A 15,652-nucleotide genomic window follows, 5' to 3' on the forward strand; every position below is an offset into this window, starting at 1 on the left:
CATCAGAGGATGTGCTCCGGGGTCTTGGACGGGGCCGGCGCCGGGTCCGACGGAGCGGCCGGCCCCTGTGCCACGGGCGACGGGGTGCTCGGGGCGTCGGCCACCGTGCCGGTGCCCGTCGTGGCGCTCGGGGTCGGTGTCGGGTCGGCCGGCGTGCTCACACTGGCGGACGGGGACGGGTCGGCCGACGGCGCGGTCGACGACCGCGAGGGCTGTACGACCGGATTGCTCGCGCCGCCGCCCGTCGGCGCCGAGGCGCTCTTGCTCGCGGACGCCCCGGGCGACGCGGACGCGCTCGTCTTGCCGCCGGGCTTCGCGGACGCGCCGGCCGTGCCGCTCACACTCGCGCCCGGCGACGGCGTCGTACCGTCGCTCGCCGTCGGGATGTTCCCCGGCGCCACGCTGTCGCTGCCGCCGGACGGGCGGCCCGAGTCGGCGGGCAGCGGCGAGGTGTCGACCTTGCCCGCGGGCGCGTCGTCCTTCTGCCCCGGCACCGGCAGCCACGGCGCGTCCGAACTGCCGGACAGCAGCGTGATGACGATGACGACGGCGTACACCGCGCACGCGATGCCGACGGCCATACCGAACCGCCGGTACCTACGGCTGCGACGGCCGGACTCGTCGACGAAGACGGGCCGGTCGGAACCGTCGCTACCGGTGCCGGTGCCGCTCTTGCCCCCGGCCCCCGCGTGCTGGGCGGGCCCGTCGAGCTGAACGGTCACCTCGTCGGGATCGGCCGCGCCGGTCCCCGTCCCCGCTCCCGGCCCTGTTTCGGCCGACGCGCCCCAGGGATCGGCGAGGATTCCCGCGCCGACGGCGGATCCATCCTTGCCGGCGGGCGGCTCGGGCCACCCGGTCCGTATACGACGACCGTCCTTGGCCGTACGACGGCTGTCCTTGCCCGCATGACGAGCATCCGTGCCGCCATGCCGACCGTCCGTGCCGATATTTCGACCGACCTTGGCGGCATGCCTGCCGCCCTCCAGGATCTCTGGTCCTCTGGTTCCTCCGGCCGCTCCGGTCGCTTCGGTGTCCGGGAACGCCTCCTCGGCCTCTCCGCCTATGACCGGAACTTCTCTGGTCGCGGATGCAGCTTGGGGCCATTCCGGTTGGGCGTCTTCTCGCCACTTTTCCATGCGCACGCACATCCCCCCACGGGACTGTTCCGGGTGCGCAAACGACCCTGAGCACACGCCGCCGAACCGGGCCCCCACCCGGTCCTCGCGCCCCCCTTACCACACCGTGCTCAGGCCCTGAAGGTAGCGCACAGGGAACACTCCATGTGACGGGATGCGTCATTTCCTCCTTTTTAGCATGTCCACGTCGATGGCTGGAATCCATCCGTTCACCGGCCGACGCAACCATCCGTCGGCGTTGCCGATCTCCACCGCAGCACGTCGAAGCGCATCGAATCCGGGGTGCACCAGCCCCTTTCGCCACACGAGCGACACGGCGGACAACGGCACCGGGTCCACCAGTGGCCGCAGCACCGCCCGGGGCATGGCCGGAAAATCCACCACGGCGAGAATCGGGGTCCCCGTCTTCGCCATGACCCGTTCGAACTCCTCTTCGCCTACGGCCATGGGTGCGGGCGCGGCAACCTCGATGTCACGCCCCTCGAACAATCGACGCGCGAGATCCGTCCACTCAGGGGTACGCGGATTCCCGGCCCCGGCGTACACGACCTCCCCCGCGAGCGCGTCCACCGGCACCGCGTCGAGGGACGCCAGCCGATGCCCCTCGGGCAGCAGGACCGCCATCGGCTCGTACCGCACGAGTTGATGGTCGAGCCCGGCCCGCAGCACAGGGTCCAGCCCCGCGAACCGCCCGAACGACACGTCGAGCCGCCCCGCCAGCAACTCCCTTGCCGCGCCCGTCAGTCCACTCTCGTAGCGGGCCATCAGCTCCTGCTCCGGGGCGAGTTCACGGGCTCGGTGCAGCACGCGGCGCCCGGTGCCCAGCCCCGGCGAGTTCAGATCGACGAGCAGCGGCCGGCCCTCCCGAAACGCGGCGAGCAACTCCTCCTGCGCCCCGAGCACCCGCCGCGCGTACGGCACCAGCCGCTCACCGTCCGCCGTCAGCGTCACCTGCCGAGTGGTCCGCACGAACAGCTCGGCCCCCAACTCCCGCTCCAGGCGCCGTACATCACGACTGAGGGCCTGCTGAGCGACGTACAGACGGGCGGCGGCGCGGGTGAAGTGCAGTTCTTCGGCGACGGCGACGAAGGCGAGGAGGAGACGGGGGTCCAGGTGAGTCGAAATCCGGGGCGTCGTCCGGGGCGTCCATGACATCCGGCGAACGTACAACGGGAGTGCGTGAATCGCCCCTGACCAGGTGTTGGACCCCGTGATCCACTCCGGGCGACGCTTGCCCTATGCCAAGCCGTACGCCCCAACAGACCACCTACCGCCGCCTGTTCACGATCCCCGGCACTCGCGCCTTCACCGCCGGGAACCTCGTCGCCCGCCTCCCCGCAGGCATGTTCAGCGTGAGCGCGGTCGTGATGATCGCCGGTTCACGGGGTTCGTACGCCCTGGCCGGCGCGGTGACGGCGACGGGGCTGGCGGCGACCGCGGTGACCGCCCCCTGGATCGCCCGGCTCATCGACAGACACGGCCAGTCCAGAACAGCCGTACCGGCAACGGCAGTTGCGGCCCTCGGCTCCCTCGCCCTCCTCCTCTGCGTGCGCTACGGCGCCCCCGACTGGACCCTGTTCGCCGCCTACGCGGCCACCGCGACGACCCCCAACACCGGCGGCATGTCCCGCGCCCGCTGGGCCCATCTCCTCGCCGCCGACCCCGAGGCCCTGCACACGGCGAACTCCTTCGAGCAGGCGGCCGACGAGCTGTGCTTCATGCTGGGCCCGGCACTGGCGGCCTTCCTCTGCGGCACGTTCTTTCCGGAGGCGGGCACGCTGGTCGGGGCGGTCCTGCTCGTGACCGGCATCCTGGTCTTCACGGCCCAGCGCGAGACGGAACCACCACCGAGCCCGACCCCAAAGGGCAGTTCGCCCCTCCGCACCCCCGGCATCCCGCCCCTGATCGCCGGTTTCATCGCAACCGGTGCGGTGTTCGGCGCGATGGAGGTGGTGACGCTCGCCTACGCGGACGCGGCGGGCCACCGCACGGCGGGCGGCGCGGTGTTGGCGCTCCAGGCGGCCGGCTCCTGCGCGGCGGGCCTGCTCTACGGCAGGCTGCAACTGAGGGGCCCCGCGGAACTCCGCCTGCGGTGGTGCCTGTTGGCGATGACGGCCCTGATGCCCTTGCCCCTCCTGGCAACCCACACGCTCAACTCCCTTCCAGCACTGGCGATCGCCTTGCTACTGGCAGGCATGGCAACGGCCCCGACGATGATCACCGCGATGACCCTGCTCCAACACCGCACTCCTGAAGGCAGGTTGAACGAGGGCATGAGCCTGGCGGTGACGGGCTTGCTGCTGGGGATCGCGTGCGGTTCGGCGACGGGAGGCTGGGTGGCGGATCACGCGTCACCGACGGCGGGCTTCGCGGTGCCGATAGCGGCGGCGGCAACGGCGCTGTCGATCGGCGCCCTGAGCAAGGAAGCGCCTTGACCGAGCGTTTGGCCCAGTGACTGGTGTGTGGTCCCGGGTCAGGTTCCTGGTGCTGAACTCAGCGGCGTGCGGCTCGTGCGGTTTCGAGGATCTCGGCCAGCCTGAGGGTGTCGGCGAGGTATCGGTCGTAGGGGAAGTCCTGCTCCTGCAAGCCGCGCCGGAGGGTCTCGGCGAGAGGTTTTCCGTTGGAGTGGTAGGTCTCGCGGCCGGTGGCGGTGAGTTCGACGAGTCGGCGCCGCGCGTGCTGCGGGTCGCGGGTGACGCGGACCAGCCCGCTCTCCTCCAGCGGTCGCAGTGCCCGGCTGACCGCCGGGTCGGAGACCCCCAGGGCCTGCGCGAGGCGATGCTGTGTCGCCGGTTCCACGTCTTCCAGCGCGCCCAGCAGTCTGATCTGGCTGTAGGTGAGATCGCCGTCCGGGTCGGCGTCCCGGCGCGCGAGATCGCCCAGCAGGGAGACCACTCGGTGCAGCAGGTCTGAGAGTCCGTCGTCCATGGGTGCAGCGTACCTCAATGTTGCGCGGTTAATATTAACCATGCAAGACTCAGGGTCATGGACACGATCTCGTACCTCGCACAGACCACGTTCCCCATGATCTGGCCGCTGGTGGCAGTCATCGGCGCACTGATCCGTACCCGGCACAGCACCTCCCGTCGAGCCACGCTGGAGACCTGGCAGCGATGGTGGGCGATCGTCGCGCTGGGGTGCGGGAGTCTGTGGATCACGATCTCGTTCGTCACGGTCCCGGACGTGATGGCCACGGCGATCGGCTTCGACCGGACGCCGTTCCAGTTCGAGATCGCCTTCGCCAACCTCGGGCTCGCCGTCATGGGCTTTCGGGCCGCTTCCCCCTCGGCCTCGGCGAGGGAACGCGTCACCATCGGCCTGGGGGCCGGAATGTTCCTCTGGGGCGCGGTGATCGGTCACGTCTACCAGTGGTTCGCCCACGGTGACCACGCGCCGGGCAACACCGGAGGAATTCTGCTGTGCGACACGCTCATCCCGGCAGTCATGATCGCCCTCGCCTGGAGCTCGCAGCGATCCGGCGGCGATGGCGCGAGTTCCCCCGCACGAGAGCTCGCCGAGCATTCGGTCCGGTGACTGGAGTGTGGTCCCGGGTCAGGTTCCGGGTCAGGTTCCGCGCCGGTTGAGGGTGGCTTCGCCGGGAGTCTGCCTTCGGACGCCCGGAGGGTCACGGCTTGCAGGAGCGGCTTGCCGGAGCGGCTTTCTCACCTGATCGCTTCGGCCAGATCTGCCGGCAGGACGTCGGCCACCAGTTCCTCGACCACGGCGGTGCCGTGGCCGGTCAGGGCACGAGTCGGTTGAGGTCCCAGGGTCCCAGGGTGCCTCGGTGAGACGGCCGAGCTCAGGTCCGTGCGGGACAGTCGCTCTCGGGCGGTCCTTCGTCGACGCAGCCCTCGCAGCACAGGAACCCCCAGCCGATGTCCCTGGTGAGAGGCGCGACGCGGCGTGATCACTCCGACTGGCGGCCGCTTCACGCGCGGGGCAACCCCGGCGCCGGGGGCGGCCCGAGGCCCTGCGCGTGGCCACGCGGAACGCGGCCCGCACCCTCGGCCTGCCCGCCGTCGGCACCGTGGCCTGCGGACACGCCGCCGACCTGCTCATCCTCGACGACAACCCGCCGCGCGACACCCGCAACACCCGCCGCATCCACGGCGTGGTCGTCGACGCCAGGTGGATCCCACCAGAGGACCGCCCGCCGGGTGCTCACGGCGGTGCAACAAGCCGCCGCACAAACCCCGCCGCCCCAGGAGGCGGCGGCCACGACGGACTACGACTGCGGCGGGCGCCCCTGACACCCCACCGACGGCGGCCTCGCCGACGAGTGGACCCGGCTGCAGCTCAGAGACGCGGTGATAGGGCACCCGCCCTTTACGGGGCCCGGTTCCGCGCCCCCGCACATCGCGGTCACTCGTCGCCGGGTCCGCCGCACCGTCCGCCACCGTGCCTGGTCATCGCAGCACCGATCAGCGCAGTTCCTCAAGGGGCGCGGGGCTGTATCGATGTGCGGCTCCGCCGCGTGGGCGCGATCAGCCCTCACGCCGCCTCACCCGCAGCCGCTGCACAACCCATCGCGGCATTCACAGCGAAGCGCTTCGCCCCAATCCCTGCCGTACCCATTGACGCCCTCACAGCCCCTACATACCTTCCTCCATCGAAGCGCTTCGACGCCTCCCGTCGAATCGATTCGACTCCCTCCGACTCCCCTGGAGGCACTGGATGCTGACGGCACAACGGCGAGCAACGACAGCCGCACTGATCCTCACCGGATCCCTGCTCCTCTCCTCCTGCGGCGGCAGCTCGGACAACGGCTCCTCGGACAGCAAGACCCTCAAGCTCTGGCACTACGAGGGACCGGACAGCGCGATGGGCGTCGCCTGGAACGAGGCCATCAAGGAGTTCGAGGCCCAACACCCGGGCGTGAAGGTGAAGTTCGAGGAGAAGGGCTTCGAGCAGATCCAGAAGACGGCCCCGATGGTCCTCAACTCCTCGGACGCCCCGGACATCATGGAGTACAACAAGGGCAACGCGACGGCAGGCCTGCTCTCGAAACAAGGCCTGCTCACCGACCTCACCGCGGAGGCGACGAAGCGCGGCTGGGACAAGAAGATCCCCGCGAGCGTGGGCACGACGGACCTCTACGACACCAACGGAGTGATGGGCTCCGGCAAGTGGTACGGCGTCACGGACTACGGCGAGTACACGATGGTCTACTACAACAAGGCCCTCTTCAAGAAGTACAAGATCGCCGAACCGAAGACGTTCGACGAACTGACCACCGCACTGGGCGAGTTCAAGGCGAAGGGCATCACCCCGCTCGCCAACGCCGGCGCCGAGTACGTGGCCCAGCAGTACCTCTACCAACTCGCCCTCTCGAAGGCCGACCGCGCCTGGGTCGACAAGTACGAGCTGTACAAGGGCAAGACGGACTTCCACGACCCGGCCTGGACCTACGCGGCGACGACCTTCGCCGACTGGGTGAAGAAGGGCTACATCGCCAAGACCTCCAGCGGCACCAAGGCCGAGGACGCCGGAGTCTCCTGGATCCAGGGGAAGGCCCCGATCCTGTTCTCCGGCAGCTGGTGGTACGGCCGCTTCCAGACGGAGGCCAAGTTCGACTGGGACACGAGTCTCTGGCCCGGCTCGAACCTCACCCTCGGCTCCGGCGGCAACATCTGGGTCGTCCCCAAGGGTGCCAAGAACAAGCAACTCGCCTACGACTTCATCGACATCACCCTGTCGAAGAAGATCCAGAACCTGATGGGCAACAAGGGCGGCATCCCGGTCGCGGCCGACACCTCCGCGATCACCGACCCCAAGTCCAAGGAACTCATCGCCAACTTCAACACCGTCTCCGCCCGTGACGGCCTGGCCTTCTACCCGGACTGGCCGGTCCCCGGCTTCTACGACGTCCTCGTCTCCGAGACCCAGAAGCTGATCACGAACAGCGAGAAACCGGACGCCTATCTCAGCAACCTCCAGAAGGCGTACGACAAGGGCGTCCCGTCGACATGACGGTCACCGTCGAGAAGGGCGCGCGGGCCACCCGCAAGAACCGGCACCCCGGCCCGCGCAACCCTCGTAGCCCCCACCCCCGCAACTCGTACGCCCTCTTCCTCGTCCCCGGCGCCCTCGCCGCCCTCGCCGTGATCGTCATCCCCTTCCTGATGAACACGGCCGTCAGCTTCACGAGTTGGCAGGGCGTCGGCGACCCCAAGTGGACCGGGCTCGCCAACTACCGTGACCTGCTGGACGATGCGGAGTTCTGGGCGTCCTTCCGCCACAGCCTGTTCATGGTCGTGGCGATGGCGGCCGTACCGACGATCGTCGGACTCGTCCTGGCCGCCGCCCTGTTCGACTACATCGCCAAACACTTCGGCACCCGCATGGCCGCGATCCTCCGCGCCTGCTTCTACCTCCCGCAGGTGCTCCCGATCGCGGTCGCCGGCATCGTCTGGAGCTGGATCCTCGCCCCCGACAACGGCTCCCTCAACGCCCTTCTGAAAGCAGTCGGGTTGGGCTCCTGGCAGCAGGACTGGCTGGGCGACCCCGACATCGCGCTCTACAGCGTCATGGGCGTCATGGTCTGGGTCCAACTCGGCTTCCCGCTCGTGGTGTTCATGGCCGGCCTGCAACGCGTCGACCCCCAGCTCTACGAGGCCGCCGAGCTGGACGGCGCCGGCTGGTGGCGCCGCTTCTGGCACATCACGCTGCCGCAGATCCGCCCCGAGATCTACGTCGTCCTCACCTGGTGCACGATCGCCGCGCTCAAGGTGTTCGGCGCGGTGTACGTCCTCACGAAGGGCGGCCCGGGCGGCGCGACCGACGTGCCCTCCTACTTCTCCTTCACCACGTTCTTCGAGAAGACCCAGGTCGGCTACGGAGCCGCGATATCAACGGTGTTGACGGTGATCATCCTGGTGCTGTCCCTCGCCTTCCTGAAACTCCAGACCCGCGCGGAGGACGCCGAGGAAGGGGCCCGAACATGACGACCGCCCTGCGCCGCTACCCCGTACTGATCGCCCTGTGCATCGCGGCCCTCTTCATGGTCGTCCCGTTCCTGATCGTCGTGGTCAACGCCGTGAAGTCACCGGCCGAGTACTCGGCACACGGCCCCCTCAGCCTCCCCAAGGGCCTCTACCTGGACGGCCTCAAGGACTTCTGGCAGCGCGTCGACTACGGCCAGAAACTCTTCAACTCGGCCCTGATCAGCGGCTCGGTGGCCCTCCTCGCCGCCGCCCTCTCCGTCCTCAACGCGTACGCGATCGGCATCGGCCGTATCAAGGGCCGCACGTGGGTCCTGGCCTTCTTCGTCCTCGCCAACATGCTGCCGCAGGAGGCACTGGTCTACCCGATCTACTACCTGAGCAAGCAAGTCGGCCTCTACGACACGAGGTTGAGCGTCATCATCGTCTTCACGGTGATCCAGGCGGCGTTCGGCACGTATCTCCTCTCCTCCGTGCTCGGCCAGTTCCCCCGCGAGATCCTCGAAGCGGCCCGGATCGACGGCGCCAACAAGTGGCAGGTGCTGTGGCGGATCGTGGTCCCCGTCAGCCGCCCCACCATCGGAGTCCTCCTGGTCTTCTTCTTCATCTGGACCTGGAACGAGTTCCTGCTCCCTCTGGTCATGCTGATCTCCAACGACAACCAGACCGTGTCGGTGGCCCTCGGTGTCCTCCAGGGCCAGCGCCTGATGGACGCCACGATGACCAACGCGGCTGCCCTGCTCGGTGTGTTGCCCGCCATCGTCTTCTTCCTCGTCTTCCAGCGGACCCTCACACGCGGCATCGCCGTGGGTGCCGTCAAGTAGTAAGGGGACCCCCACATGAAGTTCACCGACGGCTACTGGCTGCTGCGCGAGGGCGTCACCGCCGCCCACCCGGTCGAGGTCCTCGATGTCACCGCCCCGGACGGGCAGTTGGAGATCCACGCACCGACCATGCCCATCCGCCACCGCGGCGACCTGCTGAAGGGACCGGTCGTGACGATCAGCGCCCACGCCCCGATGCCCGACGTCATCGGCGTCACCTTCACCCACTTCGAGGGCGAACAGCCGCGCGGCCCCCAATTCGACGTGCGGACAGAGGAGTTCGCGATTCATACGTCCTACGACGACGGGCACGCGATCCTCACCTCCGGCGCGCTCTCGGTCAAGGTCGCCCGCACCGGCCCCTGGCACGTCGACTTCCTCGCCCACGGCCGCACCCTCACCGGCAGCGGCCCCAAGGGCATGGGCATCATGCGCGACGCGACCGGCGCCCACTACCTGCGCGAGCAGCTCGGGCTCCAAGTAGGCACATCCGTCTACGGACTTGGCGAACGCTTCGGCCCGCTCGTCAAGAACGGCCAAGTCGTCGACATGTGGAACGCCGACGGCGGCACCGCCACCGAACAGGCCTACAAGAACATCCCGTTCTACCTGACCGACGCGGGCTACGGCGTCTTCGTCGACCACCCCGGAAAGGTCTCCTTCGAGGTCGGCTCGGAGGCGGTCTCCCGGGTCCAGTTCAGCGTGGAGAGCCAGCAGTTGACGTACTACGTCATCTACGGCCCGACCCCCAAGGACATCCTCCGCAAGTACTCCGCCCTCACCGGCCGCCCGGCGCTCCCGCCCGCCTGGTCGTTCGGGCTGTGGCTGTCGACGTCCTTCACCACCTCGTACGACGAGGAGACGGTGACGTCGTTCATCGAGGGCATGCGGGAGCGCGAACTCCCGCTCTCCGTCTTCCACTTCGACTGTTTCTGGATGCGCGAGTTCAACTGGTGCGACTTCCAGTGGGACCCGAGGGTCTTCCCCGACCCGGAGGGCATGCTGGCCAGGCTGAAGGAACGCGGCCTGCACATCTCCGTCTGGATCAACCCGTACATCGCCCAGCGCTCGCCACTCTTCGCCGAGGGCAAGGCACTTGGGCATCTCCTCCGCCGACCGGACGGCAGTGTCTGGCAGTGGGACCTGTGGCAACCCGGCATGGCCCTGGTCGACTTCACCAGCCCGGCCGCCCGCGACTGGTACGCCGGAAAGCTGGAGGCACTCCTCGCGCAGGGCGTCGACTGCTTCAAGACCGACTTCGGCGAGCGCGTCCCCGTGGACGTCGCTTACGCCGACGGCGCGGACCCCGAGCGGATGCACAACTACTACACCTACCTCTACAACCGCACCGTCTTCGACGTCCTGCGCAAACACCGGGGCGAGGGCGAGGCCGTCGTCTTCGCCCGCTCGGCCACAACGGGCAGCCAGAAGTACCCCGTTCACTGGGGCGGCGACTGCGAGGCGACGTACGAGTCGATGGCCGAGTCGCTGCGCGGCGGCCTCTCGCTCGGCCTGTCCGGCTTCGGCTACTGGAGCCACGACATCGGCGGCTTCGAGGGCACCCCGACCCCCGCCCTCTTCAAACGCTGGCTGGCCTTCGGCCTGTTGTCCTCCCACAGTCGCCTGCACGGCAGCTCGTCGTACCGCGTCCCGTGGCTCTTCGACGAGGAATCCGTCGACGTACTACGGCAGTTCACCCGCCTGAAGCTCAGCCTCATGCCGTACCTCTACGAGACCGCGCGCACCGCCTCCGCCGAGGGCGTGCCGATGATGCGCGCGATGGTCCTCGAATTCCCGGACGACCCCGGATGCGCACACCTGGAACGGCAGTACATGCTCGGCCCGGACCTCCTCGTCGCGCCCGTGTTCACCGACGACGGCGACGTCTCGTACTACGTCCCCGAGGGCACCTGGACCCACTACCTCACCGGCCGCACGGTCACCGGACCACGCTGGGTGCGCGAGAAGCACGGCTTCGACAGCGTGCCGCTCCTCGTCCGGCCCGGCGCGGTGATCCCGGTCGGCGCGGTGGCCGACCGGCCCGACTACGACCACGCCGACGGCGTAACTCTGCGGGCGTACGACCTGGGACGGGGCGCCCAGGTGACGGTGCCGGTCGGCGAGGTGACCTTCACCGTCGTACGGGAGGGAGACACGCTCCGGGCTTCCTGCACAGATCGGTCCATCTCGTGGGCGCTGGCCGCCGGTTCGCGGTCGAAGTCGGGCACCGGGTTCCTGACCCTGGAGCTGGGCTGATGGTGAAGATCACGGACGTGGCCCGGCACGCCGGGGTCTCCCCCAGCACCGTGTCGTACGCCCTGAGCGGCAAGCGCCCGATCTCCGAGGACACCCGGCAGCGCGTCGAGGCGTCCATCCGCGAGCTGGGCTACCGCCCGCACGCCGGCGCCCGCGCCCTGGCCAGCAGCCGGTCGAATGTCCTGGCGCTGGTGATCCCCTTACGGACCGGCATCCACGTCCCGGTGGTCATGCAGTTCGCGGTCTCCGTGGTGACCACCGCCCGCCGCCACGACCACGACGTCCTGCTGCTCACCCAGGAGGAGGGCGAGGAGGGACTGCGGCGGGTCGCGGACACGGCGCTCGTCGACGCGATGATCGTGATGGACGTCCAACTCGACGACCCCCGGCTGCCGTTGCTCCGTTCCCTGGACCGGCCGTCCGTGATGATCGGCTTCCCCGCCGAGGCCGACGGACTGACCTGCATCGACCTCGACTTCAAGGCGGCCGGTGAGCTGTGCGTGGAACGGCTCGCGGGGCTCGGGCACCGGGTCGTCGCCCTCGTCGGGTCACCGCCCGAGGTGTACGTCCGCGGAACCGCCTTCGCCCAGCGGGTGGTTCAGGGCTTCACGGCCGCCGCCGACCGCAACAGGCTCGCCTCGTCCGTCCACCCGTGCGAGGCGGCACCGGGCGCCGCAGCCGCCGTAGCGGAACAACTGCTGCGTGAGCAGCCCGCGTTGACCGGAGTGGTCGTCCACAACGAGCCTCTCCTCGAACCCCTCATCGACGCCTTCGAGCAGCTCGGGCTGCGCGTCCCCGGCGATCTGTCGATCACGGCGATCTGCCCCGACGAACTCGCCGAGTCCGTACGGGTCCCGGTCACGTCGGTCGCGCTACCGACCGCTGAACTCGGGTCCGGGGCGGTCGAGTTGCTGATGAGAAAGCTGGGCGGCAAGACCGTGCCCGACGCGACACTCCTGTCCCCCCGGCTGACGGAACGCGCGAGCACGGCACCGCGCAACGCGCCCTGAGGCGCCGCCGAGATCCGTAACGCCCGCATGCAAGGCCCTACTTGAAGGAGCCGCGACATGAAAGGCAAGAGAAGAAGAGAAGGCGCGCGAAGAAGACGCAGAACCACGCTCGTCGTGGCGTTCGCCCTGATCGCCGGTCTGGGAGCGACGGTCCCGGCGACCGCCGACACTCCGTACCCCTTCCGGGACCCAACTCTCCCGGTGGCCACGCGCGTTGACGACCTCCTGGCCCGGCTGACCCTCGACGAGAAGATCTCCCTCCTCCACCAGTACGAGCCCGCGATCCCCCGCCTCGGCATCCAGTCCTTCCGCACCGGCACCGAGGCCCTGCACGGCGTCGCCTGGCTCGGCAAGGCCACCGTCTTCCCGCAGGCCATCGGGCTCGCCTCGACCTGGGACCCGGCGCTGATGCGGCAGGTCGGCTCGGCGGTCGGCGACGAGGCCCGCGGCTTCCAGCAACAACGCCCGGACGGCTGGGGGTTGAACCTCTGGGCCCCGGTGGTGAACCTCCTCCGCGACCCGCGCTGGGGCCGCAACGAGGAGGGCTACAGCGAGGACCCGGAACTCACCGGCGCCCTCTCGACGGCATACGGCGAGGGCCTGACCGGAGGCGACCCGAACCACCTCAAGACGGCCCCCACCCTCAAGCACTACCTCGCCTACAACAACGAGGTCGACCGCGCGACCACGTCCTCCGATCTCCGCCCCCGGGTGGAGAAGGAGTACGACGAGGCCGCCTTCAAACCGGCGATCGAGGCGGACGCGGCCACGGGCGTGATGACGTCGTACAACCTCGTCAACGGCCGCCCCAACACGGTGAATCCGGACCTGAACGACGTCGTACGCAAGTGGACCGACCAGAGCCTGCTGAACGTCACCGACGCCTTCGCCCCGGGCAACCTCGTCACCCCGCAGCAGTACTACCCCAGCATCACCGAGGGCGACGCGGCAGCGCTCAAGGCCGGCATGGACAGCTTCACGGACAACAGCACCGACCCCGGCCCGACGACCACGGCCATCAACTCGGCTCTCCAACAAGGCCTGTTGAAGACCTCGGACATCGACACGGCCGTCTCCCACATCCTGTCCGTCCGCGTCCGACTCGGTGAATTCGACCCGGGCGGCGGCAAGTACGGCTCGATCGACGCGTCGGTCATCAACAGCCCTGCGCATCAGCAGTTGGCACGCAAGGCGGCGGCCGAGGGGACAGTGCTCCTGAAGAACAACGGGGCGCTGCCACTGAGGAGCTCGGGCAAGAACGTCGCAGTGGTCGGCCCCCTCGCCGACACGCTCTACACGGACTGGTACTCGGGCACACTCCCCTACGCCGTCACCCCCGCGCAGGGCATCGCCTCGAAACTCGGCACGGGAGTGGCCACCAGCGAAGGCGTGGACCGCATCGCCCTGCGCGACACGGCGACCGGCAAGTACGTCACGGCAGGCACCGGCGACACGGGCGCACCCTTGCAGGAGACCACGAACACCCCGACGACAGCAGCCCAGTTCGACGCCTTCGACTGGGGCTCGGGCATCGTGACCCTGCGCTCGGCCGCCAACGGCAAGTACGTCGGCTACAACTGGTCGAACTTCGTCAACGACCAGACGCAGCCCAATGGTTGGTACGTCCAGCAGCAGTTCAAGCTGGAACAGCAGGACGACGGAACGTACTTGCTGAAGTACGCGGGCTACGAGACGTCGGAGTCCTGGTGGTCGAGCCCCCTCTACCTCGGCCCTACCGACGCGAACGGCACCCTGGGCCTGGTCCCCAAGGACCAGGCCGCGCACTACGCGAAGGACGTGGTCCGCAGCGGAGTCGCCGACGCGGTGGCAGCGGTCAAGGGCAAGGACACGGCGGTCGTGGTCATCGGCTCCATGCCGTCGATCAACGGCCGCGAGGCCCACGACCGCACGGACATGGCCCTGGCCCCGACCCAGGAGGCCCTGGTCAAGGCGGTCCACGCCGCCAACCCGAAGACGGTGGTCGTGGTCGAGAACAGCTACCCCACCACGCTGGGCGCGTTGCAGAAGGAAGTCCCGGCCCTCCTCTGGACCTCCCACGCGGGCCAGGAAACGGGCAACGCCCTCGCCGACGTCCTCTACGGCGACATCAACCCGTCCGGCCGCCTCACCCAGACCTGGTACCGCTCGGAGTCGGATCTCCCGTCGGTCCTCGACTACGACATCATCAAGTCCGACCGCACGTACGAGTACTTCCAGGGCACCCCGCTCTACCCCTTCGGCTACGGCCTCTCGTACACGACCTTCCGCTACGGCGCGCTGAAGCCCGTCGCCAGCGGCTACGAGGTCCCGGTGACGAACACGGGCACGCGGGCCGGTGACGAGGTCGTACAGCTCTACACACACCAGCGCACATCCCGCGACAAAGAACCCCTGAAGCAATTGAAGGCATTCCAGCGGGTGTCATTGAAACCGGGCGAGACCAAAACAGTCCGCCTGAAAATCCAGCAGAAAGACCTCGCCCACTGGGACGTCACCCGCTCGAAATGGGCGGTGGAAAGCGGTACGTACGACGTCATGGCCGGAGCATCCTCCGCCGACATCCGCGCCCGTACGACCTGGCGCGTCCACGGGGAGACCATCCCGCCCCGGAACCTGTCCCGTACGACCCGCGCCGAGAACTTCGACGACTACTCCGGCATTCACCTCGTGGACGAGTCGAAGGCGAGCGGTACGGCGGTGGGTGCGGCTACGGGCGGGGCATGGCTGAAGTTCGCGGATACGCAATTGGGTGCGGGGGCAAGGAAGTTCACGGCCCGGGTGGCGGGTACGGGCGCCGGCACGGTCGAGGTCCGGCTGGGCTCTCCGACCGGCAGGCTCGTCGGTACGGCACACGCGGGCGGGACGGCGTCGCCGTACGACTATGAGACGGTGACCGCCGACCTGTCGGGTGCGGCGAAGGGTCGTACGGACGTGTATCTGGTCCTGAGCGACGGGTTGCGCATGGCGACCTTCGCTGTTCGGTGACAGGAAAAAGCCCCCTGCCGCCGAAGCAGCAGGGGGCTTTACCACTGTGTTCAATTAGAAACATGGGATGAGTGGAGATGGCGGGAATCGAACCCGCGTCCACCGGTGCAGAATCAGGGCTTCTCCGTGTGCAGTTCGCTGTGATTTTCTCGGCCCCGGTGATCACGCGAACAAGTCGCCGACGGGCCCAGTCACTGTTTGATTTCCCATCGAACCCCGTGACCGGGCTCGATGGTTTAGTTCCCTAGATTATGCCAGGGTCCGGGTCGGGAACACTCCCGGGCTGACACCCTTTTAGGGTCCTTCAGTCGCTGTTATTAGGCAGCGAGGGCGAAGGACTGGGAATCGCTCTTGGAATTGGCGATTATTGGTTGCGACATATGGTTAACGAGATCATTGCCGCTTCCTCGACACGCTTCACCTGCTTCGACAGCCGCTGTCGAAACCGATCATCCCCATGTTGTTTTTTCAAACCGCTACACACCCGCTGTGGGGTGCAG

The 15,652-nt window shown here is 68.5% G+C and carries 12 protein-coding genes and 1 other RNA gene; 9 read left to right on the top strand and 4 right to left on the bottom strand.

The window, feature by feature from the left end:
* Positions 1–2: 2 nt before the first annotated feature.
* Positions 3–1,136 carry a hypothetical protein gene (locus OG496_RS23850; RefSeq protein ID WP_405972331.1) on the bottom strand — a complete coding sequence of 378 codons (1,134 nt, stop codon included), beginning with the start codon at positions 1,134–1,136 and terminating at the stop codon, positions 3–5.
* A gap of 159 nt (positions 1,137–1,295) precedes the next feature.
* A complete protein-coding gene (locus OG496_RS23855) occupies positions 1,296–2,291 on the bottom strand; it encodes a LysR family transcriptional regulator (RefSeq protein ID WP_405972332.1) in 996 nt (331 codons plus the stop codon).
* Positions 2,292–2,374: 83 nt separating this feature from the next.
* Between OG496_RS23855 and OG496_RS23860 the strand changes: the two genes are divergently transcribed.
* Positions 2,375–3,571 carry an MFS transporter gene (locus tag OG496_RS23860; RefSeq protein WP_405972333.1) on the top strand — a complete coding sequence of 399 codons (1,197 nt, stop codon included), beginning with the start codon at positions 2,375–2,377 and terminating at the stop codon, positions 3,569–3,571.
* Positions 3,572–3,629: 58 nt separating this feature from the next.
* On the opposite strand, the gene OG496_RS23865 is transcribed toward OG496_RS23860, so the two are convergent.
* A complete protein-coding gene (locus tag OG496_RS23865; RefSeq protein WP_405972334.1) occupies positions 3,630–4,064 on the bottom strand; it encodes a MarR family winged helix-turn-helix transcriptional regulator in 435 nt (144 codons plus the stop codon).
* Positions 4,065–4,121: 57 nt separating this feature from the next.
* On the opposite strand from OG496_RS23865, the gene OG496_RS23870 reads away from it, so the two are divergent.
* From OG496_RS23870 to OG496_RS23905, 8 genes are all read left to right on the top strand, one after another.
* Positions 4,122–4,670, top strand: a complete 549-nt coding sequence (locus OG496_RS23870; RefSeq protein WP_405972335.1) for a DUF6790 family protein — start codon at positions 4,122–4,124, stop codon at positions 4,668–4,670.
* A 442-nt stretch (positions 4,671–5,112) separates the two neighbouring features.
* Positions 5,113–5,817 (top strand): hypothetical protein, encoded by a 705-nt coding sequence (locus OG496_RS23875; RefSeq protein WP_405972336.1) that lies wholly within the window; start codon positions 5,113–5,115, stop codon positions 5,815–5,817.
* Positions 5,811–7,106: an extracellular solute-binding protein gene (locus OG496_RS23880; RefSeq protein WP_405972337.1), complete on the top strand. Its 1,296-nt coding sequence runs from the start codon at positions 5,811–5,813 to the stop codon at positions 7,104–7,106. The genes OG496_RS23875 and OG496_RS23880 overlap by 7 nt, the downstream gene beginning before the upstream one ends.
* Positions 7,103–8,080 (top strand): sugar ABC transporter permease, encoded by a 978-nt coding sequence (locus OG496_RS23885; protein ID WP_366490466.1) that lies wholly within the window; start codon positions 7,103–7,105, stop codon positions 8,078–8,080. Before OG496_RS23880 ends, OG496_RS23885 begins: the two co-directional genes overlap by 4 nt.
* Positions 8,077–8,901 carry a carbohydrate ABC transporter permease gene (locus OG496_RS23890; RefSeq protein WP_384159527.1) on the top strand — a complete coding sequence of 275 codons (825 nt, stop codon included), beginning with the start codon at positions 8,077–8,079 and terminating at the stop codon, positions 8,899–8,901. Before OG496_RS23885 ends, OG496_RS23890 begins: the two co-directional genes overlap by 4 nt.
* 15 nt (positions 8,902–8,916) lie before the next feature.
* The gene (gene yicI, locus OG496_RS23895) at positions 8,917–11,157 is read left to right on the top strand and encodes an alpha-xylosidase (protein WP_405972338.1); all 2,241 of its coding nucleotides are present in this window, start codon (positions 8,917–8,919) and stop codon (positions 11,155–11,157) included.
* Positions 11,157–12,167: a LacI family DNA-binding transcriptional regulator gene (locus tag OG496_RS23900; RefSeq protein ID WP_405972339.1), complete on the top strand. Its 1,011-nt coding sequence runs from the start codon at positions 11,157–11,159 to the stop codon at positions 12,165–12,167. Before yicI ends, OG496_RS23900 begins: the two co-directional genes overlap by 1 nt.
* A 57-nt stretch (positions 12,168–12,224) precedes the next feature.
* Positions 12,225–15,152 (top strand): glycoside hydrolase family 3 C-terminal domain-containing protein, encoded by a 2,928-nt coding sequence (locus tag OG496_RS23905; RefSeq protein WP_405972340.1) that lies wholly within the window; start codon positions 12,225–12,227, stop codon positions 15,150–15,152.
* 69 nt (positions 15,153–15,221) lie between these two features.
* On the opposite strand, the gene ssrA is transcribed toward OG496_RS23905, so the two are convergent.
* Positions 15,222–15,609, bottom strand: a transfer-messenger RNA (tmRNA) gene (ssrA, locus tag OG496_RS23910).
* Between the last annotated feature and the right edge of the window lie 43 nt (positions 15,610–15,652).

Origin of the sequence: Streptomyces sp. NBC_00988, assembly GCF_045162645.1 — a bacterium.
Taxonomy (GTDB): domain Bacteria; phylum Actinomycetota; class Actinomycetes; order Streptomycetales; family Streptomycetaceae; genus Streptomyces.